The following is a 24,285-nucleotide window of genomic DNA, read 5'->3' on the forward strand; positions in this document are numbered from 1 at the left end:
GCTCAGGCTCCGTTCGCGCCTTTGAGGCGAGCCTGTACGATAAGCGGCTGGATGTAGGGATCGAGCGCTTTCAGCGTGCGTGCAAGCGCGCCGCGCATCTCATCGACCGTGGATATGCCAGCGTCCATCATGTCCTGACGCGCGCGGTCGTTGACGAGCAGGAAGTTCACCGCACCGGCAAGCATATCGCGGTCGCGCACGATCTTCGCGCCACCGCTGGTGATGAGCCGCTGATAGGCTTCGCGGAAATTCTGGACGTTGCGGCCTGCGAGAACCGCTGTATCCAGCATTGCCGGTTCGAGCGGGTTCTGGCCGCCTTCGGAGGTCAGCGAGCGTCCGACGAATGCGATTTCGGTGAGCCGCAGATAAAGGCCCATTTCGCCGATCGTGTCGCCCAGCAATATGTCCGTATCGGGCGTGATTTCGTCGTTCAGGCTGCGCCGCGCGACCTTGAGGCCAAGCCCTGTGAATTCTTCCGTCAGCGCTGCCGCACGGTCGGGGTGACGCGGCACGATAATGGTCAATATCTTCTTGTGGCGCGCCTTCAGCATCTGGTGCACTTCGGCAGCGACGAGCTCTTCCCCGTCATGCGTCGAAATAGCAGCCCAGCGCGGACGGTTGCCCAATTGCCGTTCGATCTGGCCCAGCGCTTCTTCATCGACGGGCGGCGGTGCCGTATCGACCTTCAGATTGCCGGAAATCGTAACCGGACGCGCACCAAGAGCGGTGAAGCGCTCGCCATCCAGTGGCGACTGGGCGACGACATGGGACAGATGCTCGAACAGCGCCTCGGCGATATAGGCACGCTTTTTCCACGACTTGAAAGACCGGTCCGAAAGACGACCATTGACCAGAACCTGCGGCACGCGGCGCGAACCGAGTTCCAGTATCGTCATCGGCCAGATTTCGGATTCCGCGATGATCGCCAGATCCGGCTTCCAATGGTTGAGGAAGCGATTGACGGCAGGCTTGAGATCAAGCGGTACATATTGATGGATGATGCGGTTGCCCAACCGCTCTTCCGCAACCTGCGCGGAGGTCACGGTGCCGGTCGTCAGCACGATATTGATGCCGTAGTTCACGATGCTTTCGACCAGCGGAATGACGGCAACCGTCTCGCCCACGCTTGCCGCATGCACCCAGATCAGCGGGCCTGCCGGGCGCGGATGGCCTGCGCGGCCATAGCGCTCGCGGCGTCTGGCATGATCTTCCTTGCCGCGGCTGGAGCGCCAGGCGACGTAGCCGCCGATCAACGGAAAGGCCGCAGCACCCGCGAAGCGGTAGGCGGTAAGAAAGGCGCGCGCCCAACGCTCGCTCATTTGCCACCATCGACGATGCGATAGGCCTCGGCGGTCGCATTGTTCAGCGAATTTGTGAGTTCCACGCGCTTGGCTTCCATGTCGTCAGCCTCGGATTGTGCATCGACCCGAACCGGCTCGCCTATGATGATGGCGCAACGGCCGAACGGCAGATTGATCGCCGTCTTGTCCCAGGATTTTTCCAGAACCTTGCGCCGGCTGGTGGCAATCGCCACAGGAATGATAGGGCGGCCCGAAAGCTTTGCCAGTGTGATGACGCCAAGCCCTGACTGGCGCGGCGTTCCATGCGGAATATCTGCAATCATGGCGACGTTCTTGCCCATATCAAGCGCCTTTTTCAGGGCAATCAGCGCGCGCGCGCCACCTTTATCCGCATTGTGGCGGCTGCCCTCTCGCCCGCCGGAGCCGCGCACGGCCTCGATACCGAGCTTTTCGACCACTTTCGCGTTGAGTTCGGCATCAGCACTGCGCGAAACCATCGCCACCAGACCGCGACCGCGCGGATAGATCACGGGCGCAAGCAGATGCTGCCCGTGCCAGAGCGTGATGATGCCGGGCGTCAAAGTGGCGCTCGCCTCGGCAAGGTCGGACGATCCGGCAGCCATCGGATTGGTAAGGCGCACCAGACGCAGGAAATTGGCCAGAATGCTGGTCAATGCCGCTTTTGCGAAGCGCGACTGCGCCAGCGGCTTCCTGATCTTGCGCCAAAACTTCTTCGACACTCTATCCCCGCACTTTTTCTGCACCGCAAGGCTTGCAGCCTGCGGCACAGCGGGACGTCGCTCCATCAGCCCTTACCGTTCAGATTGGGATCCGGATCGAGCAGCCTGTGAAGATGAACCACGAAGTAGCGCATATGCGCATTATCGACGCTTTCCTGCGCCTTGGCTTTCCATGCAGCCTGCGCCGAAGCGTAGTCGGGATAAATGCCGACCATGTCAACTTCATCGAGATTGCGAAATTCCGTGCCGGTGAGCGATTTCAGCTCGCCGCCGAAAACCAGATGCAGAAGCTGCTTCTTGTCGTTTTCTTCAGCCATGTCCATTCCTGAATCGTATCGGTAAATTCTGCCGCTTGTCTAAATGAATTCGACGCGTTTTGAAACCGCTACTGTTCAAGCAGTCAGCGTTGCAAGCGTCTTTGCCATTATCGGTAGCAAAAAGCCGCTTCCGGCGACCAGCGCGCCATGCCGGATTTCGGTCTCGCCATAGCGCGGCTTTTCACCCTGCGCGTCCAGAAAATCGCCGCCCGCCTCACGCAAAATGAGGTCGGCTGCGGCTATATCCCAATCATGCGAGCTCGGCTTTACGAAGCTGCCATCCAGCGATCCCTCGGCAATCAGCGCCAGCCTGTAGGCAAGCGAGGGGATGTAGGGAACGTTGAGCAGCATGGCATGAAGTTCTTCCGGCAGCGCATCGATCATCGCCTTGGGACCGCCGATTTCGTAAGGCGCGACCGCCTCGCGAACCTTGATTTGCACGTCGTTCTTCCACGCGCCCTTGCCCGGCAGTGCCCAGAACGTCTCGCCTCTTGCGGGACATTCAAGCACGCCCGCAAGCGTGCGACCGTCCTCTACGATTGCGACGCTGACGCACCACATATCCTTGCCCGCGATGAAACCGCGCGTGCCGTCGATCGGATCGACGACGAATGTGCGCCGCGCATTCAGCCGCTCGGACGTGTCCGTGGTTTCTTCCGACAGCCAGCCATAATCGGGGCGCGCGGCCAGCAAAGTCTCGCGCAGATATTTGTCGGTCGCGTAGTCGGCCTCGCCCACCGGCGATTGCCCGGCCTTCATCCAGACTTCCTGGGTCTGGCCGAAATAACGCATGGCGATGCGCCCGGCCTCCGCTGCCGCATCCAGCAACAAGCGCAGATCGTCGTTTTTTGCTGCGAAAAACTCAGTTGCCGGCAAGGGTCATGCCTTCGATCAGCAGGGTCGGTGCGGCAGTTCCGAAATTGCGGTCGACATCGTTTGCCGGAACCATGTTCAGGAACATGGTCTTGAGGTTGGACGCGATGGTGACTTCCGACACCGGATAGGCCAGTTCGCCATTCTCGATCCAGAAACCGGATGCGCCGCGGCTGTATTCGCCTGTCACCATATCGACGCCCTGCCCGAACACTTCCGTCACGTAGAAGCCGGTTTTCAGGCCTTTCAGAAAATCCTCCGGCGAAGCAGATCCCGGCTCGATCGCCAGATTGGTCGAGGATGGGGTAACGGAGGACCCGCCACGCACGCCGCGACCATTGGTTTTCATGCCGAGCTCTTTTGCCGCCGAAACAGACAGAAACCAGTGACCCAGCACGCCCTTCTCGATCATCGAAAGCTTTTCACCCTCGATGCCTTCGCCATCGAATAGCCGTGACGCCTGACCACGTATCTTGAGCGGCTCGTCGGTGACGGTGATTGCCGCACTCGCAACCTGCTTGCCCATCATTTCGCGCAGGAAGCTGGTTTTTCTTGCAACCGAAGCGCCATTGATCGCCCCGGCCAGATGGCCCGCAATGCCGCGCGCCACACGCGGATCGAAGACGACCGTGATCGGGCCGGTCGCAGCCTTGCGCGCATTCAGCCGCCGCACTGCGCGTTCGCCAGCTTTCCTGCCGATGATTTCGGGTGCGTCGAGATCGGCGAAATGAATGCGCGAGGAGAATTCGTAATCGCGCTCCATACCGGTACCTTCGCCCGCGATCACGCTGGTCGAGCGCGAAAAGCGCGAGCCGACATATTGCCCGACGAAGCCTTCGGACGTCGCCAGTACCAGCCCGCCAAGCCCCGCGCTCGCGCCGCTGCCGCCGGAATTGGTGACGCCGGAAACGGCCAATGCTGCCTCTTCCGCTGCAAGGGCTGCGTCGCGAAGCTGGTCGGCGGTGACAGTCGTTCCGTCGAAAAGATCGAGGTCGCGAATGGTTTTGGTGAGCAGCGCCTGATCGGCCAGTCCCTGATAGGGATCTTCCGGCGAGACTTTCGCCATGGCCACGGCGCGCTCGGCCAGCACCTTCGGATCGGACGAGGCGGTTGCCGAGACGCTGGCAACACGCTTGCCCACGAACACACGAAGAGAAATGTCGTCGCTCTCCGACGATTCGGTGCCTTCCACCTTGCCCAGACGCACAGAGACGCCGGTCGAGCGGCCACGCACCGCGACTGCATCGGCAGCATCCGCACCAGCCTTTTTCGCGGCATCGACAAGTGCTGCAACGCGATCTGTCAGCTTGGCTGCGTCGAGCGTCTCATTCATAAGTGCTGTCCTGACTTGCTATCTGCGAAATGGTCGAAACGGGCGGGAATGTCACGCTCCATCTATTGTTCCACCCGCTGTTGTGCAATGGGCTCCTACGAGACTGTTTGGAAACTCTACCCTGCCGGACATCTAGCGCAGTTTTCTGCGCTTCCGGTGCTCACGTACTTTATGTACGCTCCGCTCCGGTTCTCGAAAACCACGCCATATGCCGCGGCAGGGCGAATTATCAAACAGTCTCTAACATTCGACCGCCCTATATAGACTTCTCCAGGAGAATATCATGACGCCGTTTCACCTTGCCTTTCCCGTGCGTGATCTCGATGAAACCCGCAATTTCTACGGCGAAATTCTCGGCTGCGCGATTGGCCGTTCGTCGGACTCATGGGTCGATTTCGACCTGTTCGGCCACCAGATGTCGGCTCATTTGCGACAGCAGACCGATCAGGCTGCGAATGACGGTAAAGTCGGCGGCGAGACCGTGCCTATACCCCATTTCGGCGCGGTCCTCCTGATGGACGATTGGCAGAAGCTGGCGGATCGCCTCGAAAGCCGCGACGATATCGACTGGATCGAGCGCCCGATGAACCGCTTCGAAGGTGAACCCGGCGAACAGGCAACACTTTTCATCCGCGATCCCTCCGGCAATGCGCTCGAGTTCAAGGGATTTCGCTCGATGGAACAGATATTTGCGCACTAAACCTGCCAAAGTGATTCAAGCCGCACTTTACGGCTAATCTGGAGAACGCGTTGCAGCAGCCCGACCAAACCGCGAAGTTCACGACCGGCTCGACCATGCGCCACGTCGTCGTCATGACGGCGACCGGGTCGGTCGGGCTGATCGCGATCTTCATCGTCGACGCGCTCAATCTGTTCTACATCTCGCTGCTGGGCGTCCATGAACTGGCGGCCGCAATCGGCTTTGCCTCCACGCTGCTCTTCTTCACCGTCTCCATCTCCATCGGCTTCACCATCGCCTGCGGTGCGCTGATCTCGCGGGCGCTGGGGCGCGGCGACAGGCTGGAAGCGGCGCGGATGGGCGGTGCATCCATGGTCTATATGGGCGTGACGATGACGCTGTTCACCATCGCCGTCTGGCCTTTTCTCCATCCGATGCTGGAACTGATCGGCGCGAAGGGCGAAACGCTGACGCTCGCAACGCGCTTTCTCCAGATCGTCATACCGTCCATGCCCATCATGGCGCTCGGCATGGCTGCATCCGGCGTGCTGCGCGGCGTGGGCGATGCCAAGCGGGCAATGTATGTGACGCTCGGCAGCGGGCTTGCAGCCGCCGTCCTCGACCCGCTTTTCATTTTCGGGTTCGGGCTCGGCATAGATGGCGCGGCCATCTCGACGGTTCTTTCGCGCTTCGTGATGCTTTTCATCGGCATATATGGCGCGCATTACGTTCACCGCCTCATCAAGCTGCCGAACTGGTCTGCCTTCCTCTCATCGGCAAAACCCTTCTTCGCCATCGGCGTCCCCGCCGTGCTGACACAGCTCGCCACGCCTGTCGGCAATACCTATGTGACCGCCGAAATCGCAGCCTTCGGCGATTCAGCCGTTGCAGGCTGGGCGATCATCGGACGCGTACTGCCGGTCGCATTCGGCGTGGTTTTCGCGCTTTCGGGCGCAGTCGGCCCAATCCTCGGCCAGAATTACGGTGCCAGAAAATACGACCGCCTCGTTACAACCATGCGCGACAGCCTGATCTTCACGCTGGTCTATGTCTCGGTCGTCTGGGGTTTGCTGGCGATCTTCGCAGAACCCATCGCCTCACTGTTCGGCGCGGAAGGGCTGGCGCGCGAACTCGTCGTGTTCTTCTGCCTTTTCGCGGCAGGCTCGTTCCTGTTCAACGGCGCGATCTTCGTCTCAAGCGCCGCCTTCAACAATCTCGGCTATCCGACCTATTCGACCGTCTTCAACTGGGGCCGCTCGACGCTGGGCGTCATTCCCTTCGTTTGGGTAGGCGCACATTACCACGGCGCAATCGGCGTCATTGCCGGTTGGGGCCTGGGTGCCGTGCTGTTCGGAATATTGTCCGTACTGGTCTGCTTCCGCGTCGTGAAAAACATTGCAAACGAGCCGATGGTCGAACCTGACCAAATTCCAAATCCACCACCGGCAGCGGAGTCGCCGTTCTCGACGGATAAGGCGGCGACGGTGCAGTAAGGTTGAGGTGATAGCAGCCAGTTGGCAACCGACCCCTACTCAGCCGTTCAAATACTTTTCAGGTGGTGCCAAAGCGGACAGACCGCGCAAATCACTCGACAGGGCAATCATTCAAGGGTGAACAACCGACTGGGCGCAAAGCGCTCCCCTTGCCACTATAATGTAACTCGCATCTGGCGAAATCTGCTAGGATTTCAACTAGGGGGATGCATGGCAAAAAGCGACATCGAAAACATGATCGAGTGGAAGAAGCGCCGCGGTGCAAACCGCCTCGCCTCAATGCTCATTGGTGAACTGGATCAGCTTGCTCGCGCTTGGAAGGAAAAGGCTGCGGATGCAGGTATGTTCGCCGATTTTGTGCCAATGCGGACAGTCACAATTGTTGAGGTTTTCGTCCGGGATGTGGTGCGCGAGCTCGTCGATTCGGGCGACACTTACCTTCAACGTGCGGAACAACTTTCGAAAGGTGCGCGCCTCGATTTCGCACTCCTATCCGGGTTGCAAGGTAAGAAGATTTCGGTTGGTGATCTCATAGCGCATACGATCTCCATCAATGAGCCAGCGCGAATTATCGCTTATCTGGAGAGTTTGATCCCAAACTTTGTCGCAAAGCTCAAAACGTCCCACGAACGCTGGACCGAGGAACGAAATGGGTGGCCGCTCAAACCCATTATCCGCGACTACGATGCGATGATGCGACAGCTCACTAAACTCTTCGCTGTACGCCATATTCTCACGCACGAACTGCCCATAGAACCGCCGTTCGATCCCGCTGAAATTGAAAAGTATCTTGTGGCCGCAAAAGAGTTTGTTGAAGCAACTGATTGGGTGATGGTTGGAGAGATCCATGGCTCAGTGCCGCGCACACAGCTAGCGATGAATATCGCCGCAGGAGAGACCGTGGAAGCTATCGAGGCGGAAATGAGCTCACTTCTCGAAGCTATTAAGAAAAAGGGGGACGTAAGTTCCGAACTGCTTCATGCCAGTCAATCGGCTTGGGAAGAGTTTTCCCGACGCGAGGCCGACCTGCGCGCCTCGCTTGTAGAAGGCGGCTCTATGTATGGGATGATTTGGGCATCAACACGCGCCGAAGAAATCAAGCATCGCGTCGAAGCACTCCATTGGTGGATGAAAATAAATGAAGGCGATCTTTAAGGCGCGCTAGGGCCGCTCTAAATGCCGACGACAGTTGCAGGGCAGCGGGATTGCTTAGTGGCCTCTCATTTGGTTCACTACTGCCGTTGATGGTTGGCGATTCGGAATGGCGAAACGACAGAAAGCTATTGGCAAGTGTTTGCTGACCGGCCACGTAGGCCCCTTTGCACAATCGCATCTCATCCCAAGGTTCCTTGCCGACAAGGCCTTGGGCCAAGCCCACAGAATACAGTTTGGCTTTGGCAGCAAACCTCAACTGAAATTCAACAGTTGGGTAGACGGTAGAATTTGCACCGCAGTTGGCGAAGCTCGCCTTCGGGACATCGACACAGCTGCTGCAAAAATTATCCGGCAGCATGGGCTTACTTGGCGCCACTATCCTTTGTCCAATAAGGCAGAGAGGCATAACTTCGGGGATGAGTTTGAGCTCATCACAATCCCAGATGTAGATACCAGCGCCCTGCGCCTGTTCTTTCTAAGTCTTCTGTGGCGTAGCGCCATCAGCACTCGCTTTGAGTTCGCAGAAATTTTTCTAGACGCGGTCTCGAACGAGCACCTTAGGAAGATAGTAGCGGGCGAGGAAAAGCCCGCGGATTCTGATTGGCCCGTCGTCTTGGTCGCATTGACGGAAGCCGGAGAACCACAAGTTCATACACCTTTGGCGCAGGTGATCAACACACCAGAACATGAAGGTACAAAATACCCAGATATCCCAATTTTCCGGTTTTTCCTCGACGGACTGATCGTTCACATGGGTCGGAAATTTGGTGACGTAGAGCTGTTGGACGCATGGTCGCCAAAGCGAGTGGTAGGCCTAGATAGTTCATTAATTCTAATCGGTCGGCCATATGAAGGCTCAGCTCAGAAAAGCAATCTGACGTATTTGCAGAACAAGCTGCACCGAGAGTACCCTGAGGACGCCGCTCGCATCTACTCTACGCTATGGAAGATCGACATCAAGGCACAACCCTGATTTGCGCTTGTCCGCCTACGCAAAACAGCGTCGTCTATGGAACCTCGCAGGTACAGCTCGACTGTCGGCAGGTTGGCCCGTCGCCTTTACGGTTTCACCGCTAAACCCCCAGTCGCTTCTCCCCAACCGCCTTATCAATCGCCCGCTTCAGTTCATCCCGAACACCAACCGTCTCCTCCATAACCGCATCCATCTTGAGGAAATCCAGCACGCGGAACCTCGAAACGGGGGGGCGGAGCATTATGTCGGGGCGGCTTTGGAGTAGCTTTCCGGCGATGATGGACTGCATCATCAATTGCGTTGCGCCGAACATGAGATCGATGGAATTCGGCTTTTTACGGCCTGCATCGACCGGCGCGCCGACGACATCGACGGCTATGACGATATCGGCCTCGTCCTGAACCAGATCGAACGGAACGGGGTTGTAGATGCCGCCGTCGATGAGCACACAGCCGTCGCGCCGGACCGGGCGGAACACGGCGGGGATAGCAGCGGATGCGGCAAGCGCGTTGTGCAGGTCGCCGTCGGTGAAAACCTTGGTGGTGTGGCCGAAATAGTCGGTCGCGGTCACTTTCAGCGGGATGCCGAGTGTGGCGAAATCCGTCGGTATCTGCTCGGGTAGAAACGCCTTCAAAATGCGTTCGATGTTGAACTGGCTGACGCGCAGGCCGCCCGACACCATTGCCGCGAAAGTTTCGGGCCGCGCGCGCCACATGCGGCTGGCCACTTCGGCGCGCTTGCTGAGCACGGAACTCGCATATTCGCGGATTTCGGTGCCCTTCATGCCCGCCGCCATGCCCGCGCCCATGATGGCACCGATGGACGAACCGGCGATTGCGACGGGCCTTATGCCCAGCTCGTCGAGTGTTTCGATGATGTGGATGTGGGCAAGGCCGCGTGCACCGCCGCCGCCAAAAGCCACGCCGAATGTTGGATCCGGCGAGGCCTTCTTCACGCCAAGAGGCGCTGTCATCCCCCGCTCTCCTCGGCGGTTGCGGGTCCGACGATCAATATCGCAGGGTCGTTGATCAGCAGCTTGGTCGCCGCCGCCTTCACCTGTTCCAGCGTCACAGCATTTATCAGATCGCCGCGCTTTTCCATGTAATCCGCCCCAAGACCTTCGACCTGCAGTTCGACAAGCGTGCTGGCGATCGCTCTGGAGGAATTCAGATTGTTGATCGCATAACCTCCGATCAGATATTTTTTCGCGGCTGTCAATTCGGCCTCGGTCGGGCCTCCCTCCGTCATGCTGCGCACGACCGTCTTGATGAGGTCGAGCGTTTCGCCAGCACGGTCGGCTCTGGTCGATGTGCCGATGGAAAGCGCATTGGCGTGATCATAATTGACCAGCGAAGAACTGACGCCATAAGCAAGCCCGCGCTTTTCACGCACCTCGTCGAACAGGCGCGAACTGAACGTGCCGCCGCCGAGAATGTGGTTCATGAGAACGGCGGCGAAAAAGTCGTCGTCGCTGCGCTTCACGCCCGGATAGGCAAGCTGCATGCTGGCCTGCGGCAGCGGATATTCCACCTTCACGGTCTGGTTGAGTTTTGGCGTGACGTCCGGGATTTCGACAAGCTGCGGCTTTTCCGGCAACGGGCCGAAGATGGCATCGAGATCGCCCTTCAGCGTCTCGGCATCGATTGCGCCGACGACAGCGATTTTCAGCTTTTCGCGCGCGAACATCGATTTGTGGAACGTCTTCAAATCCTCGGCGCTGATCGAAGCCAGTGTTTCCTCGCTGCCCTCGCTGCGACGGGAATAAGGATGGTCGCCATAAAGTGCGGCGGACCATTTGTCCTGCGCTTCCGTCTGCGGATCGCGCGACGAAGCGCGGATGCTGGAGACGATCTGCGCACGAATGCGGTCGATCGGAGCCTGATCGAAGCGCGGCGACTGAACGGCCATCTTCAACAGGTCGAGCGCTTCGGACTTCTGCTCGGCCAACAGGCGCATCGTGCCGTAAATGCCGTCGCGGCTTGCGGTGAACGACATTTCCGCACCAGATTCGTCCAGCTTCTTCTGGAAGGCAGCGCTGTCGAGATCACCAGCGCCCTCGTCGAACAGGCCGGTCATGAGATTGGCCAGACCATCCTTGCCGGCCGGATCCTGTGCCGTGCCGCCTTCGAAGTAAAAGCGGATGGTGATGAGCGGAACGGAATAATCCTCGACCAGCCAGGCATCGACGCCCTTTTGCGTCGCGACCTCCTGGATTTTCATTTCCGCATGGGCGGGAATTGCACTGGCAACCACGAGGAGCAGCAGGAATGCGGCGCCAACGAAGCGTTGGCGCATGGTTTCGATATGTCTCATGCGGCTTACTCCTCGTTGCCTTCGGATGGTGCGATTGCCGGGTCGGTCGCCGGATTCGTCATCGGTTCAGGCGCAGCCTCGCCGGACGGCGGCGCGGTTTGCGCCGCAGGCTTTTCCGGATCGGGCAACAGATAGGCGGTGACGGAACGCTCAGGCACGAGATATTTCGCTGCAACTGCCTTGATCTGATCGGCGCTGACCGCCTTGATCTTGTCCGGCCACGCAGCGACTTCCTCGACCGTGCCGCCGGTCGTCAGCGTCTGTCCGTAGATATTGGCCATGCTGGACTGGCTGTCGCGGGCGAAAATCATGCTGCGGACGAAGCGGGTCTTTGCCTCTTCGAGCTCGGCATCGCTGACGCCATCCTTGGCGATGCGCGCAATCTGCGCATTGATGGCGGTTTCGAGCGTTTCCAGTTCGGCTTCACCGCGCGGCGAGCCGTAGACCGTGAAGCTCGTGTCATCGAGCATCGTACCCTGGAAATACGCACCTGCGGACGATGCGATGCCCTTGTCGACGATCAGCTCCTGATAAAGCCGCGAGCGCACGCCGCCGCCCAGAATTTCGGACAGCAGGTCGAGCGCTTCGGCCTCGCCATCCTTGGCGGTGTTGTAGGATGGAACGACCCACTGAACGGAGAAGCTCGGCACGCTTACGCGATCATCCGTCATGGTGACGGTGCGATGCGTGTTCTGCTCCGGCTCGACCGGGCGAACACGCGCCGGCAGATCGGGGCCGCGCGCAACCTTGCCATAGGTCTTTTCAGCCATCGCCTTCACGGCTTCCGGCTCGACATCGCCAGCCACGATCAGCACGGCGTTGTTCGGCGCGTAATATTTGTCGTAAAAATCGACAGCATCGACGCGGTTCAGCTTCTCGATTTCATGCATCCAGCCGATCACCGGAATGCGATAGGGCTGGTTCTGGTAAAGAGTGGCCGACACTTCTTCGCTGAGCAACGCTTCGGGGTCGTTTTCGACGCGTGAGCGGCGCTCTTCCAGAATGACGTCGCGCTCCGGTCCGATAACTTCATCGGTCAGAATGAGATTGCGCATGCGGTCAGCCTCGAAACCCATCATGGTTTCCAGCGCATCGGGCGTGACCGACTGGAAATAGGCCGTGTAATCATAGGAGGTGAAAGCGTTTTCGCGCCCGCCGATCTCGGCGATCTTGGCACCGAACTCACCGGCCTTGTGGTTCGACGTACCCTTGAACATCAGATGTTCGAAGAAATGCGCGATGCCCGATTTGCCCGGCGGTTCATCCGCGCTGCCGATCTTGTACCAGACCATATGCGTGACGATGGGCGCACGGTGGTCGGGAATCACGACGATTTCCATGCCATTATCGAGCTGGAAACTGGAGACTTTCTGTTCCTGCCGGTTGATATTCGGCGCTTCAGCCTGCGCAAAAGGCACAAATGCCACCAGGGCAACTGCCGAAACGAACAAACGGCCACGCCGTGAAAGCCAACCGGCTCTGAAAATCATAAAAAGCTCCTTGGAATTTCGACGTGCCCGGACGCCCTTATATCGGTCACGGCCCCCATACGGAAAGCCATTCAGCACCTATGCAGCGCAAAAAAGGCCGAACATGGACGGGAGGGCGATCAGAGTTCTTTTGATAACTCGCGCTGAGTGCAGGAAAATGTTCTGAGTCAGCGCGAGGCACCCCCCTCTGCCCTGCCGGGAATCTCCCCCTCAAGGGTGGAGATTGGCTGACGCACCCCTCCGTCCTCGTTCTGCGACGGCTGCAATTGGTGCTACGCTTTAATGATAAGATAATCTCCCCCCTTGAGGGGGAGATGTCCGGCAGGACAGAGGGGGGTGCTGTCCCGCAAACGTTTCTATTTAAAAATGAAGCGCGCTAAAAACAGACTCACGCCTCGATCAGGCGGATAATCGTCTCGCCGTAGCTGCGCTCGTCAATAACGGAAAAACCCGTTCCCAAATCGAACGCGGCAGAGGCCGCTTCCTCGACAACGCAGAGCGCACCTTTTGCCAGCCAGCTGCCTTCTTTGGCAGAGCGTAGTGCCAGTTCGCCGAGGCCTTTTCCATAAGGCGGGTCGGCCAGAAGCAGATCGACGGGCTGGATCGTGCCTGCGGGTCCGAGCTTCGTCGCATCGCGCCGGAAAATCTTGGTGCGGCCCTGCAGGCTGAAAGCTTCGACATTCGTGCGGATCAGACCGCGGCCTTCCGCCGATTCTTCTATGAAGATGCCATAGACGGCGCCGCGCGACATGGCTTCGAGGCCAAGCGAGCCGGTGCCCGCGAAAAGATCGAGCACGCGTGCGCCTTGGAGTTTTTCAGGAAAGCGATGCGCCAGAACGTTGAACAGCGCTTCGCGCGTCCTGTCTGTCGTCGGGCGGATGTCGCTGCTTCGCGGCGTGGCCAGAGGCCTGCCGCGAAACTCACCGCCGACGATCCGCATCGTTTTTGCCCCGGCGTGGTGAAGACGGCCTGCCCTCGTTGCGCGGTCCGTCCTTACGGGGGCCATCCTTGCGAGGTCCCTCGCCGCGCGGCTTGTCGAAGCGCGGCTTGCCATCCTGCGGCTTGCGCTCCGGACCCTTGCCGAACCGTTCGTTTCGTTTTTCGTCCGAACGCGCCTTGTCGGCTTCGGCCCGGCCCTTGCCTATCGGCCGTGCGCCCGGCGCCATCCAGACATTGACCTTGCGGCCGCCTGGCGGCTCGATCGGGCGCTGCTCGCGCTCGTCACGTTTTCCGCCGCGCTGCGGCTTGCCGTCACGATCCGATTTGAAACCGCGGTCGGGCTTGGGGCCACGCTCCGGCTTTGCGCCTCGATCTGGCCTTGCGCCGCGTTCCGGGCTGGTCTGCAAACGCCCGAGCGCATCATCGCGGATGGTTTCGCGGGTGCGCTTGCGGCCCTTGATCAGACCACCCTCGCCTATGTTCAAAGGCCGCGGCGCATATGGCGCGCGTTCTGCCTGCGGCTCCTCGCGCGGACGCTCTTCAAAGCGGCGGGTCGGCTTGTTCGAGAACGGCTTGACGATACCGGCTTCGAAATTCGCGCCGGACTCCTCGATGAGGCGTTCGCCAAGCTGTTCGCGCAGCGTCGTGCCCTTCATTTCCCAGACATGCCCCTCGGCGAGTTCGCCAAGCTGGAAGGGTCCGTAGGAAATGCGGATAAGGCGTGTCACATCCAGGCCGAGAGAGCCCAGAATGTTCTTCACTTCGCGGTTCTTGCCTTCGCGCAGACCGATGGTCAGCCAGGCATTCGAGCCTTGCTCGCGGTCAAGCGATGCTTCGATTGCGCCGTAGAAAACGCCATCGACGGCAATGCCGTCGCGCAGATCGGCCAGAGCCGATTCCTCGACCTTGCCATGCACGCGCACGCGGTAGCGGCGCAGCCAGCCGGTTGCCGGAAGCTCCAGCACGCGCGAAAGACCGCCATCATTGGTCAAAAGCAGCAGGCCTTCGGTGTTGATGTCCAGCCTGCCGACCGTCATCAGACGCGGCAAATCGGTGGGCAGAATATCGAAAACGGTCTTGCGTCCTTCCGGGTCGCGGTTCGTCGTGACGACACCGGCAGGCTTGTGGAACAGGAAAAGACGCGTGCGCTCGATCGGCGGGATCAGCGTTCCGTCGAGCTCGATCGTGTCGTCCTGCATCACGTTGAACGCGGGCGACGACAGAACCTTGCCGTTGACGCGCACACGGCCAGCCGCAATCAGCTCTTCCGCGTCGCGGCGCGAAGCGATGCCAGCGCGGGCCAGCCGCTTGGCAATGCGTTCGCCCGTATTTTCTTCTTCCGTCTCGCGAGGCCGCGCGAAAGCGGGCCGATCAAACGACTTGCGCTCACCGTCGAACGGCTTGCGCTCACCGTCGAACGGCTTGCGCTCGCCGTCGCGCTTGAAACCGTCCGGCCGCGGACGCTTTTCGAAACCGCCCTGCGGCTTGTCGAAACGGCGGGCTGAGCGCTCGCCACCGCCGGCGCCTGAACCTTCAGGGCGCGGGCCGCTGCGGAACGGCTTGTCGCCACGCTCAAATCGGCCCGGACGCGGTGCGTCACCGTCGCGCTTCTCGTAAGGCTTGCCTTCAGGACGCGGACCTCTGTTGAAAGGCGCACTGCTGCGCTCAGGTCTCGCCTCGCCGTCGCGAGGACGGTCGTCGCGTTTGAAATCGCGCTTGGGGCGTTCGCCGCCTGCGGTATCGCTGCGCTTGGCATAAGGTTTTGCGGCACCTTCGCGCTTTTCGAAAGGCTTGCCGCCTTCGAAACGCGGCTTGCCTTCAGGGCGCGGGCCTTTGCGGAAAGGCGCACTGCTGCGTTCCGGCCTCGCCTCGCCGCCTTCGCGCGGACGGTCATCCCGCTTGAAATCGCGCTTTGGGCGTTCTGCGCCTGCGGCAGCATCGCTGCGCTTGGCATAAGGTTTTGCTGCACCGTCGCGCTTTTCGAAAGGCTTGCCGCCTTCAAAACGCGGCTTTGCACCGAAACCGGGCTTTCCACCCTTGCGCGGACCATCGCCACCGCGCGGCGCGCCAGTTTTCGGTCCAGTCTTTCGCGGAGATTTTTTTCGATCGTCGTCCATGTGGCCTTTGCCTCTTTGCGCGGGTAGATAACAGGAACATCCGGCAGTTGCGAGGGGAATATGAGAATGGAGAAGCCGTGAACCGCCCTGATTTCATGGCCATTGCCCTGTCCGAAGCGGAAGCGGCGGCCCAACGCGGCGAAGTGCCGGTGGGTGCAGCGATCGTTTTCGGCAACGAACTCGTCGCAAGTGCTGGAAACCGGACTCGCGAACTCAGCGATCCGACAGCCCATGCAGAACTTGTGGTGATCCGTGCAGCCGCAGGAAAAATCGGATCCGAACGGCTGAACGGATATGACCTCTACGTGACGCTGGAGCCCTGCGCAATGTGTGCGGCGGCGATTTCTTTCGCGCGGATAAGAAGGCTCTACTTCGGGGCGTCCGACGAAAAAGGCGGCGGCGTGGTGAACGGCGTCCGGTTTTTCTCGTCGCCGACCTGCCATCATGCGCCGGAAGTCTATTCCGGCATCGCCGAGCAGCCATCATCCGAAATTCTCAAACGCTTCTTCCGTGAGCGTCGGGAAGTTTGAAGTCCTTAATTTGAGACGCTGGCGGGACAGTACCCCCCTCTGCCCTGCCGGGCATCTCCCCCTCAAGGGGGGGAGATTATCTTATCATCAACGCGCGACACCAATTTCTGACGTTGTAGAATGAAGGCCGGGAGTTGCGTCAGCCAATCTCCCCCCTAGAGGGGGAGATGTCCGGCAGGACAGAGGGGGGTGCCTGCCGCGCGACTACATAAACACGGAAAACGCCTAAAAACCGATTCTGGTTTCAAGCCGAAGCTTTTGTAAAAATAGAGTTTTTTAGCCCGGCAACTTTACGCCGGGCATTGATGCTTACAGGCCGGGAACGAAATCGCGCCAGCTTGTGCCGCCGCCCTTCTTGCGGGACTCAGCCTTCAGGCGGCGTTCCTTCTTGAGCTCGTCCTCGCCGACATCGCCGGTAGGCGCGCCACCGGAGGGCTCACGATAGGTCAGCGGCGGCTCGCTCAGATATTTGCGTGTCGTCGCACTTCCCTGACGCTGCTCAGCCAGACGCGCGTTGAATTGCTCGCGCTGCTGGGCGCTGTTGTTGAACGCGCCGCGATTCCGCTCCCATTCGCGGTCGGAAACGCCGACAGGCTTGCGGCCACCGGGGGCCGGCGCGTTGACGTTCGCCACCACTTCCGACTGGTAGTTGGGATTGCCCTGATTTTCAGTCGCTTCGGCGCGAATGCGCGCCAGACGCTGTTCAGGTGATTCCGGCCATGCTGAATTGCCGGTTGCGGCAATGTTTTCCTGCGGGGCAGGAAGATTGCGCAACTCGCCAGCGGAAGGCTTTACGAGTTCCGGGCGCGGACGGTAATCGATCTTCGGCTTGTCCTTCGGGCCTATGGAAAGCACACCGGTAACATCCTGAACAAGCTGCTCATTCGCAGTCTTGTCCGTGCCGTAAGTCGGCGAGCCGATACAGCCGGAAAGCGCGAGACCGGATATGACCAGCGGCACGATTGCAATCGCGCGCACCTGCTTTTTCTCAGTCATGCAAAATATCACTGCTAACCGCCTCTCGATGGACCCGATGGATTTATATCCGTCCCCACCAACCCCTTTCACCGGAATCCGGCGACAATTTGTCAGTGAGCGTCCGGCTTTTACCGTAGAAGTGCCAGAACGGCAACGACCGGTGCCTTTTTGCACCGATCGTTGCATTTCCGCATCGCTTAAAGTCGTCCCAATGCCTTCAGCTCGCGAAGCGCTGCCGCGTCGCGTGCCGAAACATCGGGAAATTCCGCGTCGGAACCGACATCCTGCGTGAAACGCCATGAACGCGCGCATTTCGTGCCGTCGGCAAGGCCCGGCACGACCGCAACGCCCTGCACGTCTTCCGCGACGAAAGCGGTGGCCGGTGCAGGCGTCGTCTCGATGCGAATGCCGCTGGTGATGCAGATTTCCGCCATATCGACATCGGCAATCGCCGCTGCAAGCTCGCCATCGGTCACGTGGACAATTGGAGCGGCCTCAAGCGAGGAGCCGATGGTCTTTTTCGCGCGCTCGATTTCCAGAGCACCCGTCACCGCACGGCGAACCTGACGGACCTTGCGCCATTTCGCGGCCAGCGCATCGTTGCGCCATTCGGCAGGCACGTCGCGGAACTGTTCCAGATGCACCGATTCGGACGAAGGATAGCGCTCAAGCCACGCTTCCTCCGTGGTGAAGGGAAGCATCGGCGCCAGCCAGGTGACCAGATGGTCGAACAGATGGCGCACGACCTGGACGGACGCCTTGCGCTTGCGGCTCGAAGGTGCGTCGCAATAGAGCGAATCCTTGCGGATGTCGAAATAGAAGGCCGAAAGCTCGACCACCATGAAGTCGATCAGCAGACGTGTGATGCGCTTGAATTCGAACGCGTCGTAGCCTGCCCGCACGGCATCATCCAGTTCGGCGATCCGGTGCAGCATCAGCCGCTCCAGTTCCGGCATTTCGGCCAGCGGAATGTTTTCGCCCTCATCATGCGCCAGCGTGCCGAGCATCCAGCGCACCGTGTTGCGCAGCTTGCGATACGCATCGATGTTGGTCTGCAGCACATTCTTGCCGAGGCGCTGGTCTTCCCAATAATCGGTCGTCATGACCCAGAGGCGCAGAATATCGGCGCCCGACTGCTTCATGACATCCTGCGGAACGACCGTGTTGCCGAGCGACTTCGACATCTTGCGACCGTCCTCGTCCATGGTGAACCCATGGGTGACGACTGCATTGTAGGGCGCACGGCCGCGCGTTCCGCAGCTTTCCAGCAGCGAGGAATGGAACCAGCCGCGATGCTGGTCGGAGCCTTCGAGATAGACGTCCGCCGGCCATTTCAGATCGGGGCGATCTTCCAGCGTGAAGGCATGGGTGCAGCCCGAATCAAACCAGACGTCCAGAATGTCGGTTACCTGCTGCCATTTCGCGTGGTCGTGATCATTGCCGAGGAAACGCTCCTTTGCGCCCTCCGCGAACCACGCATCCGCGCCTTCCGCCTCGAAAGCTTCGATGATGCGGGCATTGACGGCTGCGTCATGCAGGACGTTTCCGTCGACATCGGCAAAAACGCAGATCGGAACGCCCCATGCGCGCTGGCGCGAAAGAACCCAATCCGGGCGCTCTTCGATCATGGCGCGCAGACGGGTCTGGCCTGCTGCGGGTACGAAGCGCGTGGCGTCGATCGCGGCAAGCGCACGATTGCGCAGCGTGTCGGGCTTGGCACCTGCATCGATGCCGCCCCCTTCCTTCTCCCCTTGTGGGAGAAGGTGGCCCGAAGGGTCGGATGAGGAGTTGTTCTTCCCGTAACCGTCCAGTTCCTTGTCCATATGGACGAACCATTGCGGCGTGTTGCGGAAGATGATCGGCTTCTTTGAGCGCCAGGAATGCGGATAGGAGTGCTTCAACCGGCCACGCGCGAACAGCGCATTGCGCTTGATCAGCTCTTCGATAACGACCTTGTTGGCGTCGCCCTTTTTGCCATTGTCGTCGATAACGCGCGCGGCTCCGCCTTCGCGATCCGGGCCAAAGCCCGGCGCATCTTTGGTGAAATAGCCGCCATCATCCACGGTGAAGGGGATTTTGGACGAGATACCGCGCGCCTCAAGCCCGCGCGCCGCGTCCATCCATGCTTCAAAGTCTTCGCGACCATGGCCTGGTGCCGTGTGCACGAAGCCGGTGCCTGCATCGTCTGTGACGTGATCGCCGGGAAGCATCGGCACAACAAAATCGTAGCCGCCGCCGAGGCCAGCGAACGGGTGTGAAAGCGTAGTCGCTTCAAGCTCTTCCGCCGTGACGCTACGAATGTGATTCAATGTCACTTTCGCTTTCGTGGCAGCATCTTCTGCCAACGCGGACGCGAAGATCAGCTTTTCACCGGGTTGCGGGCCGAAATCGTTCTCGGCTGCCGTGACTTCATAAAGACCGTAGGAAACGCGCGGTGAAAAATTGACCGCACGGTTGCCAGGGATCGTCCAAGGCGTGGTCGTCCAGATCACAACATGAGCATCACGCAGGTCGTCAGACTTCTTTGTGGCGTTTGGCCCAAGTCTTTCCAATTCACCTGTTTTGAGATTGACAGCATGCAATGCCAGATCAGAAACCGGAAACTTCACCCAGATCGTGTCGCTCTCGTAATCCTGATACTCGACTTCAGCCTCGGCCAGCGCAGTACGCTCGACCACGCTCCACATAACCGGCTTGGAGCCGCGATAAAGCTGGCCGCTTTCTGCGAATTTCAGGAGCTCGCCAGCGATGCGCGCCTCCGCATGGAAGGCCATTGTCGTGTACGGGTTTTCGAAATCGCCGATCACGCCAAGGCGCTGGAATTCCTCGCCCTGAACCTTGATCCATTCGGCAGCGAATTCGCGGCATTCCTGACGGAATTCGTTGACCGGAACCTCGTCCTTGTTCTTGCCCTTGGCGCGGTATTTTTCCTCGATCTTCCATTCGATCGGCAGGCCGTGGCAATCCCAGCCCGGCACGTAATTGCTGTCATAGCCGCGCATCTGGAAAGAGCGCGTGATGACGTCCTTGAGGATCTTGTTCAGCGCGTGGCCGATGTGGATGTTGCCATTCGCATAGGGCGGGCCATCGTGCAGAACGTATTTTTCGCGGCCAGCCGCGCTCTGGCGCAGCTTCTTGTAGAGGTTCATTTCCTGCCAGCGTTTTACCGCGAGCGGCTCCTTTTCAGGCAGGCCGGCGCGCATCGGGAAGTCGGTCTGCGGCAGGTAAAGCGTCTTGGAATAGTCGATCTTTTCGGACGTGTCGGTCATCAATCTAGCCATATTGCTGGCCCGGCGGGCGGGCGCGTGCGTTCAAAATGTCGGTCTGTGGAAGAAACGCGGCAAAAACCGCGCAAAAGCATCCCGGGCCTCGGGGCAGCCCTCAGGCCGCCCGGAAGACCGGGCTCGTAATTCGTATCGCGATGGCGAAAAAGAGCGCGCGCACAGTCATGACGCGCCTTTTAGCGGAAGCGCGCCAAGGAATAAAGCGGGTAATTTGAATCGCTTACAGGCGGAAATCGAAGCGATATGTCGCCGAAACGCCGACCGTGAACTGGTCAGGCGAGCCGCGCTCGCGCACCAGCGTCGAATCCTTCGCCGGGCCCATCAGGCGCGAATATTCGCCGAACAGGCTGGTCGTCACCTTGTCCGTGGTCTTCCATGTGACCGCGCCGCCCACACCGGCAGATCGCACACCGCCGCCCGGCGAATATTGTCCAAGGCCGGAAGCCGCCGATTCAGCGGAATTTACGCCGTAATAGGCATCGAAATAGTCTGCCGATGCGAAGGAAATCCGCGGGCCGCCGGAAATGCGGATCGTCGGCGTAACGTCCTGGAAGGCGTCTGCCGAGACATCGGCAACCACGCCCTTGTGCGAGCGGATGCCATGCCGCACTTCACCGCGAATGCGCAGCCAGTCGGTCGCATAGACTTCCACAAAGCCACCCAGTTCTCCACCGAAGCGAACTGGATCGAGGCCTCTCAGATCGTCCGAGTCACCATCGTCGCGGCGGAAAATGAACTTGCCCGCGACGCCGACGCGAACTGTCTCATTGTCATACACGGCGAATGAAATGTTGTCGTTACGCGAGGAGAAGCGCGTGATCGTTCCGGTTCGGCCAAACGAGATCATCGGCGTCGCCCGAAAAAGATAATCCTTCGCACCCTCATATTCGGGAGATACGGAACCCGCCGCCCCTATCGTCAGCGACCAGTCGCCGGAGTACCAGGCAGAACCGCTCTGCGCGTTCGCAACACCAGCCGAGCCGAGCAACAAAGCGCCCGAAAGGGCCGCCAACACACGATTGCGAGACATCATCATACTCCGTGGATACAGGTCGGTACTTCATGCAACTGGGCGTTGCCAGCCAATTCATGCCCTCTTCGTGTAAACTTTGATTTAATTCGAAGGCACTGTTGCAATTCGGTTCCCTGCCGAAAAATTGCCCTCACTGGACGATTGCAACCGCGAGGCGTAATCTCGGCACCGTCACATGGCGCAAGCGCTTGAAGGCGTTTGCCTTTATCGGAGATGGTTGCAATGACGATGCCTTCCGAACTTCCCGAAGCCCTGAACAATGCAATAGACGATGCGCGCTCGAAATGGGGCTGGTTCATAGCACTTGGCGTTCTGCTGCTGATATTCGGCGGCGTCGCCTTCGCCAATCTGATCGTGGCCACCGTCGCCTCGGTCTATTTCGTCGGTTCGCTGATGCTGATCGGCGGCGTCTTGCAAATCTTCCATGCCTTCGGCGTCAAAAGCTGGAGTAGCTTCTTCTGGTGGTTCCTCGGCGGCATTCTTTATGCGGTCGCAGGCGTTCTTGCCTTCTCCAACCCGCTTCTGGCTTCCGCGGTCCTGACATTCCTGCTTGCCGTCAGCCTTATCGCAAACGGCATTCTGCGTGTCTGGACTGGGTTGAAGGTCAAGCCTTCCAGCGGCTGGGGCTGGCTGGTGGCGGCGGGCGTGATCACCGCGCTTGCCGGTCTGGTCATCGCAATGGGCTGGCCGGTCAACAGTCTATGGATACTCGGCCTGTTCCTGGCGATCGACCTGATCTTTCAGGGCTGGGCGTTCATCGCTTTCGGCCTGGCTTTGAAAGCCAAAGGCTAGAAAGTAATAGCGCTATCCAGAGGCGAAAGAGGCGCGATGCCGGAAAGCAGGGCGCGCGCTTCTTCCTCGTCGCGCTTCATCTGGACGATGAGCGGATCGAGCCCGTCGAATTTCACCTCGCCGCGCAGATAGGTGAAAAACGAAACCTGACAATTCTGGCCATAGAGATCGCCCGAAAAATCGAACACGAATGTCTCGAGCAGCGGCTGGCCATTGCTGTTGACCGTGGGACGCCGGCCGAAGCTCGCAACGCCGCTGCGCGAAACGCCAGCGCCATCGCGGAAGCGAACTGCATAGATGCCCTCTTTCAGCGCCATCGTATCGGGCAAAGACATATTGGCCGTCGGGTAGCCGAGCGTGCGGCCAAGCTTCTGGCCGCCGATGATTTCGGCCTCGACGGTGAAGCGATAGCCCAGAAGCCCGGCGCATTCGGCCACCTGCCCTTCCGACAGAAGCGATCTTATGCGGCTGGAAGATACGATCTCGGCGCCCTCGTCGCGGAACGCATCGACCAAGGTCACGCCGAAGCCGTGTCTTTCGCCTGCTTCCATAAGGAAGGCGGGGCCGCCCTGCCGGTTCTTGCCGAAATGGAAATCGAAGCCCGTCACGACATGGCAGATGCCCATGTCGGATTGCAGGACCTGCATGACGAATTCTTCCGCCGTAAGAGCGGCGAATTCGCGTGTGAACGGGTGCTCGACGATTGCCGCAAAGCCCAGCTCTTCGATCAGCCTCGCCTTCATTTCAGGCGGCGTCAGAACGAAAAGAGGGATTTCGGGACGGAAAACTGTTCGCGGATGCGGATCGAATGTCAGCACGAATGCCGGAACGCCGCGCTGCCGTGCCTCCTCCAGAGCCCGCTCCAGCACGGCCTGATGCCCGCGATGCACGCCATCGAAATTGCCGATGGCGACCACGCTGCCGCGCAGCGATGAAGGCAGATTGTTCGAGCCGGAAATGCGGAGAAAGCTTGGCATTGAAAAGCGTCTATCGAAGTTTCGGGATGATCGCTACTGGCTGATGGCCGTGCTTTTCGAGAAATTCGGAAAGCAATGCGGCGTCGGGATTTTCCGGGTCGCCATAGTCGCGGGCATGAACGCCGCCCGAAACATAGAGCACGTCGATGCCATTATTGTCGGCGCCCTTCACATCGGTCAAAATGCCATCGCCTATGGCAAGTGCATCTTCTGCCGAAACCGGTTTGCCCAGCACTTCGCTTGCGGCTTCGAGGGCTGCTTCATAGATCGGGCGATGCGGCTTGCCCGATACGAGCGTGCGCCCGCCAAGCTGGCCATAATCCCGCGCCAGCGCGCCAGCACACCAGGCGAGCTTTTCGCCGCGCTCGACCATGATGTCGGGGTTGGCGCAGATCAGCGGCAGGTCGCGCGAGCGAAACCGGCGCAGCATCTCCGCATAATCTTCGGGCGTTTCCGTCTCGTCATCGAACAGGCCGGTGCAGACGATCACCTGAGCCTCGTTTTCCTCGCTAAGCTCCACGTCGATCCCGTCATAGATCGACATTTCGCGATCCGTACCGAGGTGGAAGACACGGCGCGGCCCGTTGCGGATAAGGTCGCGGGTCACATCGCCAGAGGTGACCATCCGGTCCCAGCTTTCGCGCGGCACACTGAGCGTGCCGAGCTGACGCTCGACATCGTCATTGGGGCGCGGTGCGTTTGTAATCAGGATAACCGCCAGCCCGCGCTGGCGCGCGCGCATCAAGGCAGCGGTTGCGCTTGGGAACGACGACACGCCATTGTGGACGACGCCCCACACGTCGCAAAGGATTGTCGAGTAGCGATCGGTCACTTCATCAAGCGACGCGATTGTCTGGGGCAGTTGGACCATCGAAAATCCTCGTCAATTTCAATCATGCAGGCGGCCTGCAATTAACCGAAGCCCGCCATCGTGTCACGGCCTTTCAACGAAGGCTCCCGAACAGCAT

General features: G+C 59.7%; 21 protein-coding genes. 6 read left to right on the plus strand and 15 right to left on the minus strand.

Going from position 1 to position 24,285, the window contains the following annotated elements; translation table 11 throughout:
* Nucleotides 1-2: 2 nt before the first annotated feature.
* From waaA to ABFT80_RS07895, 5 genes are all read right to left on the minus strand, one after another.
* The gene (waaA, locus tag ABFT80_RS07875) at nucleotides 3-1,319 is read right to left on the minus strand and encodes a lipid IV(A) 3-deoxy-D-manno-octulosonic acid transferase (RefSeq protein WP_347971318.1); all 1,317 of its coding nucleotides are present in this window, start codon (nucleotides 1,317-1,319) and stop codon (nucleotides 3-5) included.
* Entirely contained in the window at nucleotides 1,316-2,107 is a 792-nt protein-coding gene (locus ABFT80_RS07880; protein WP_347971319.1) for a lysophospholipid acyltransferase family protein, read from the minus strand. The genes waaA and ABFT80_RS07880 overlap by 4 nt, the downstream gene beginning before the upstream one ends.
* Complete coding sequence (locus ABFT80_RS07885) at nucleotides 2,107-2,358, minus strand: DUF4170 domain-containing protein (RefSeq protein ID WP_347971320.1); 252 nt, start codon at nucleotides 2,356-2,358, stop codon at nucleotides 2,107-2,109. Before ABFT80_RS07885 ends, ABFT80_RS07880 begins: the two co-directional genes overlap by 1 nt.
* Nucleotides 2,359-2,433: 75 nt before the next feature.
* Nucleotides 2,434-3,234 carry a 3'(2'),5'-bisphosphate nucleotidase CysQ gene (locus ABFT80_RS07890; protein ID WP_347971321.1) on the minus strand — a complete coding sequence of 267 codons (801 nt, stop codon included), beginning with the start codon at nucleotides 3,232-3,234 and terminating at the stop codon, nucleotides 2,434-2,436.
* Entirely contained in the window at nucleotides 3,221-4,564 is a 1,344-nt protein-coding gene (locus ABFT80_RS07895; RefSeq protein ID WP_347971322.1) for a TldD/PmbA family protein, read from the minus strand. The genes ABFT80_RS07890 and ABFT80_RS07895 overlap by 14 nt, the downstream gene beginning before the upstream one ends.
* 283 nt (nucleotides 4,565-4,847) lie before the next feature.
* Between ABFT80_RS07895 and ABFT80_RS07900 the strand changes: the two genes are divergently transcribed.
* From ABFT80_RS07900 to ABFT80_RS07915, 4 genes are all read left to right on the plus strand, one after another.
* The gene (locus ABFT80_RS07900; protein ID WP_347971323.1) at nucleotides 4,848-5,264 is read left to right on the plus strand and encodes a VOC family protein; all 417 of its coding nucleotides are present in this window, start codon (nucleotides 4,848-4,850) and stop codon (nucleotides 5,262-5,264) included.
* 95 nt (nucleotides 5,265-5,359) lie between these two features.
* Nucleotides 5,360-6,736 carry an MATE family efflux transporter gene (locus tag ABFT80_RS07905; protein ID WP_455189900.1) on the plus strand — a complete coding sequence of 459 codons (1,377 nt, stop codon included), beginning with the start codon at nucleotides 5,360-5,362 and terminating at the stop codon, nucleotides 6,734-6,736.
* 210 nt (nucleotides 6,737-6,946) lie between these two features.
* Nucleotides 6,947-7,891, plus strand: coding sequence for a lysozyme inhibitor LprI family protein (locus ABFT80_RS07910; RefSeq protein ID WP_347971325.1), 945 nt, complete (start codon nucleotides 6,947-6,949; stop codon nucleotides 7,889-7,891).
* A 106-nt stretch (nucleotides 7,892-7,997) separates the two neighbouring features.
* The gene (locus tag ABFT80_RS07915) at nucleotides 7,998-8,864 is read left to right on the plus strand and encodes a hypothetical protein (protein ID WP_347971326.1); all 867 of its coding nucleotides are present in this window, start codon (nucleotides 7,998-8,000) and stop codon (nucleotides 8,862-8,864) included.
* 100 nt (nucleotides 8,865-8,964) lie between these two features.
* Here the strand turns inward: ABFT80_RS07915 and ABFT80_RS07920 are convergent, their stop codons facing one another.
* The 5 genes from ABFT80_RS07920 to ABFT80_RS07940 form a co-directional block, all read right to left on the minus strand.
* A complete protein-coding gene (locus tag ABFT80_RS07920) occupies nucleotides 8,965-9,837 on the minus strand; it encodes a patatin-like phospholipase family protein (RefSeq protein WP_347971327.1) in 873 nt (290 codons plus the stop codon).
* Nucleotides 9,834-11,177 (minus strand): M16 family metallopeptidase, encoded by a 1,344-nt coding sequence (locus tag ABFT80_RS07925; protein WP_347971328.1) that lies wholly within the window; start codon nucleotides 11,175-11,177, stop codon nucleotides 9,834-9,836. Before ABFT80_RS07925 ends, ABFT80_RS07920 begins: the two co-directional genes overlap by 4 nt.
* A 5-nt stretch (nucleotides 11,178-11,182) precedes the next feature.
* Entirely contained in the window at nucleotides 11,183-12,667 is a 1,485-nt protein-coding gene (locus ABFT80_RS07930) for a M16 family metallopeptidase (RefSeq protein ID WP_347971329.1), read from the minus strand.
* A 388-nt stretch (nucleotides 12,668-13,055) separates the two neighbouring features.
* Entirely contained in the window at nucleotides 13,056-13,607 is a 552-nt protein-coding gene (gene rsmD / locus ABFT80_RS07935) for a 16S rRNA (guanine(966)-N(2))-methyltransferase RsmD (protein ID WP_347971330.1), read from the minus strand.
* Nucleotides 13,588-15,723: a pseudouridine synthase gene (locus ABFT80_RS07940; protein WP_347971331.1), complete on the minus strand. Its 2,136-nt coding sequence runs from the start codon at nucleotides 15,721-15,723 to the stop codon at nucleotides 13,588-13,590. The genes rsmD and ABFT80_RS07940 overlap by 20 nt, the downstream gene beginning before the upstream one ends.
* 77 nt (nucleotides 15,724-15,800) lie before the next feature.
* On the opposite strand from ABFT80_RS07940, the gene ABFT80_RS07945 reads away from it, so the two are divergent.
* Nucleotides 15,801-16,253, plus strand: a complete 453-nt coding sequence (locus ABFT80_RS07945; protein WP_347971332.1) for a nucleoside deaminase — start codon at nucleotides 15,801-15,803, stop codon at nucleotides 16,251-16,253.
* A 309-nt stretch (nucleotides 16,254-16,562) separates the two neighbouring features.
* Here the strand turns inward: ABFT80_RS07945 and ABFT80_RS07950 are convergent, their stop codons facing one another.
* From ABFT80_RS07950 to ABFT80_RS07960, 3 genes are all read right to left on the minus strand, one after another.
* Nucleotides 16,563-17,249 (minus strand): hypothetical protein, encoded by a 687-nt coding sequence (locus tag ABFT80_RS07950; protein ID WP_347971333.1) that lies wholly within the window; start codon nucleotides 17,247-17,249, stop codon nucleotides 16,563-16,565.
* Between the two features lie 179 nt (nucleotides 17,250-17,428).
* A complete protein-coding gene (gene ileS, locus ABFT80_RS07955) occupies nucleotides 17,429-20,500 on the minus strand; it encodes an isoleucine--tRNA ligase (protein WP_347971334.1) in 3,072 nt (1,023 codons plus the stop codon).
* 235 nt (nucleotides 20,501-20,735) lie between these two features.
* Entirely contained in the window at nucleotides 20,736-21,545 is an 810-nt protein-coding gene (locus ABFT80_RS07960) for a MipA/OmpV family protein (RefSeq protein WP_347971335.1), read from the minus strand.
* A gap of 231 nt (nucleotides 21,546-21,776) precedes the next feature.
* Here ABFT80_RS07960 and ABFT80_RS07965 point away from each other — a divergent pair, with 231 nt between their 5' ends.
* Nucleotides 21,777-22,340 carry an HdeD family acid-resistance protein gene (locus ABFT80_RS07965; protein WP_455189901.1) on the plus strand — a complete coding sequence of 188 codons (564 nt, stop codon included), beginning with the start codon at nucleotides 21,777-21,779 and terminating at the stop codon, nucleotides 22,338-22,340.
* On the opposite strand, the gene ABFT80_RS07970 is transcribed toward ABFT80_RS07965, so the two are convergent.
* Nucleotides 22,337-23,317, minus strand: coding sequence for a bifunctional riboflavin kinase/FAD synthetase (locus ABFT80_RS07970; protein WP_347971337.1), 981 nt, complete (start codon nucleotides 23,315-23,317; stop codon nucleotides 22,337-22,339). The two genes, ABFT80_RS07965 and ABFT80_RS07970, sit on opposite strands and share 4 nt — an antisense overlap.
* A gap of 10 nt (nucleotides 23,318-23,327) precedes the next feature.
* The gene (locus ABFT80_RS07975; protein WP_347971338.1) at nucleotides 23,328-24,188 is read right to left on the minus strand and encodes a TIGR01459 family HAD-type hydrolase; all 861 of its coding nucleotides are present in this window, start codon (nucleotides 24,186-24,188) and stop codon (nucleotides 23,328-23,330) included.
* Nucleotides 24,189-24,285: the final 97 nt, after the last annotated feature.

Origin of the sequence: Foliimonas ilicis (assembly GCF_039939195.1) — a bacterium.
Classification (GTDB): domain Bacteria; phylum Pseudomonadota; class Alphaproteobacteria; order Rhizobiales; family Rhizobiaceae; genus Foliimonas; species Foliimonas ilicis.

Bases quoted from the DNA above. Each gene is read 5' to 3' on its own strand.
- waaA (WP_347971318.1), bottom strand. From the start codon at position 1,319: ATGAGCGAGCGTTGGGCGCGCGCCTTTCTTACCGCCTACCGCTTCGCG.
- ABFT80_RS07880 (WP_347971319.1), bottom strand. From the start codon at position 2,107: ATGGAGCGACGTCCCGCTGTGCCGCAGGCTGCAAGCCTTGCGGTGCAG.
- ABFT80_RS07885 (WP_347971320.1), bottom strand. From the start codon at position 2,358: ATGGCTGAAGAAAACGACAAGAAGCAGCTTCTGCATCTGGTTTTCGGC.
- ABFT80_RS07895 (WP_347971322.1), bottom strand. From the start codon at position 4,564: ATGAATGAGACGCTCGACGCAGCCAAGCTGACAGATCGCGTTGCAGCA.
- ABFT80_RS07900 (WP_347971323.1), top strand. From the start codon at position 4,848: ATGACGCCGTTTCACCTTGCCTTTCCCGTGCGTGATCTCGATGAAACC.
- ABFT80_RS07905 (WP_455189900.1), top strand. From the start codon at position 5,360: ATGCGCCACGTCGTCGTCATGACGGCGACCGGGTCGGTCGGGCTGATC.
- ABFT80_RS07910 (WP_347971325.1), top strand. From the start codon at position 6,947: ATGGCAAAAAGCGACATCGAAAACATGATCGAGTGGAAGAAGCGCCGC.
- ABFT80_RS07915 (WP_347971326.1), top strand. From the start codon at position 7,998: ATGGCGAAACGACAGAAAGCTATTGGCAAGTGTTTGCTGACCGGCCAC.
- ABFT80_RS07920 (WP_347971327.1), bottom strand. From the start codon at position 9,837: ATGACAGCGCCTCTTGGCGTGAAGAAGGCCTCGCCGGATCCAACATTC.
- ABFT80_RS07925 (WP_347971328.1), bottom strand. From the start codon at position 11,177: ATGAGACATATCGAAACCATGCGCCAACGCTTCGTTGGCGCCGCATTC.
- ABFT80_RS07930 (WP_347971329.1), bottom strand. From the start codon at position 12,667: ATGATTTTCAGAGCCGGTTGGCTTTCACGGCGTGGCCGTTTGTTCGTT.
- rsmD (WP_347971330.1), bottom strand. From the start codon at position 13,607: ATGCGGATCGTCGGCGGTGAGTTTCGCGGCAGGCCTCTGGCCACGCCG.
- ABFT80_RS07940 (WP_347971331.1), bottom strand. From the start codon at position 15,723: ATGGACGACGATCGAAAAAAATCTCCGCGAAAGACTGGACCGAAAACT.
- ABFT80_RS07950 (WP_347971333.1), bottom strand. From the start codon at position 17,249: ATGACTGAGAAAAAGCAGGTGCGCGCGATTGCAATCGTGCCGCTGGTC.
- ileS (WP_347971334.1), bottom strand. From the start codon at position 20,500: ATGACCGACACGTCCGAAAAGATCGACTATTCCAAGACGCTTTACCTG.
- ABFT80_RS07960 (WP_347971335.1), bottom strand. From the start codon at position 21,545: ATGTCTCGCAATCGTGTGTTGGCGGCCCTTTCGGGCGCTTTGTTGCTC.
- ABFT80_RS07965 (WP_455189901.1), top strand. From the start codon at position 21,777: ATGCCTTCCGAACTTCCCGAAGCCCTGAACAATGCAATAGACGATGCG.
- ABFT80_RS07970 (WP_347971337.1), bottom strand. From the start codon at position 23,317: ATGCCAAGCTTTCTCCGCATTTCCGGCTCGAACAATCTGCCTTCATCG.
- ABFT80_RS07975 (WP_347971338.1), bottom strand. From the start codon at position 24,188: ATGGTCCAACTGCCCCAGACAATCGCGTCGCTTGATGAAGTGACCGAT.